Raw genomic sequence first — 1,028 nt, forward strand, 5'->3', positions numbered from 1 at the left:
GGTGCGATGCTCCAGTCGGTCGGCGCCACTGCGTCGATCAATGGCTCTTTCTCCTGCGGCTTCAGGGTCACGAAGTCCGCATCGTCCAAGCCAGTGAACGCGTAGGGCTTGTTGACGCCGGCCATGGAAACGCCATCGTCGAACACATACGGCTTTTCGCTGTTCAACTCCATCGAGTCGGAGGCCATGGCATCCTTGTTCGCTGGCGTCGCCGCGGAGGCTGACAGTTGGGTTTCAATCGCTGAAAGATCCCACGTCGTGCCATCGGCGAACTGGAACCGCTGCACCGAACTATAGGGCGCGCCGGGATCGTCGCCATAGAAGAACCCCTGGATGGTCACCTTGTCGGCCGTGCCGTTGATCGACACCTCCAGCGAATAACCGCCGCGCACGGTGTCGTGGACCTGGCGCAGCCCCAGGTCCGATGCTGTCACGCCGTCCTTGAACTGCAGCACGCCGGGTTGGCCGTCGCGAACACCGCTCTTGAACGCAATGGTGTCCTGGCCGTCGCCCCGGCCGAAGCGGTAGGTGTTGGAGCCCGTGCCGCCCTCCAGCCAGTCCCGGCCTGCGCCGCCGTCCAGCGTGTCGTCGCCCGCATCGCCATAGAGGCCATCGTCGCCATCGCCTCCGATCATCGTGTCGTTGCCGTCACCACCCCACAGGTTGTCGTTGCCCGAGCCGCCATTGAGGGTGTCCGCTGCTGCCGTGCCGACGAGGCTGTCATCCGAAGCCGTGCCCGCGAACAACTGGGCCTTGATGCCGGCCATGTCCCACGCCGAGCCGTCGGCGAACTGGAACCGCTGCACCGAACTGTAGGGTGCGTCGGGATCGTCGCCATAGAAGAACCCCTGGATGGTCACCTTGTCGGGCGTGCCGTTGATCGACACCTCCAGCGAATAACCGCCGCGCACGGTGTCATGGACCTGGCGCAGCCCCAGGTCAGCGGCGGTCACGCCGTCCTTGAACTGCAGCACGCCGGGCTGGCCGTCGCGAACACCGCTCTTGAACGCAATGGTGTCCTGGCCGTC

At 65.1% G+C, this 1,028-nt stretch carries 1 protein-coding gene; it reads right to left on the bottom strand.

Translation table 11 applies throughout. The features are described 5' to 3' along the window. Positions 1-1,028: calcium-binding protein (locus AVMA1855_RS26495; protein ID WP_284428008.1), on the bottom strand; the 1,028-nt coding region annotated here is incomplete at both ends.

Origin of the sequence: Acidovorax sp. SUPP1855, assembly GCF_030158955.1 — a bacterium.
Lineage (GTDB): Bacteria > Pseudomonadota > Gammaproteobacteria > Burkholderiales > Burkholderiaceae_C > Paracidovorax.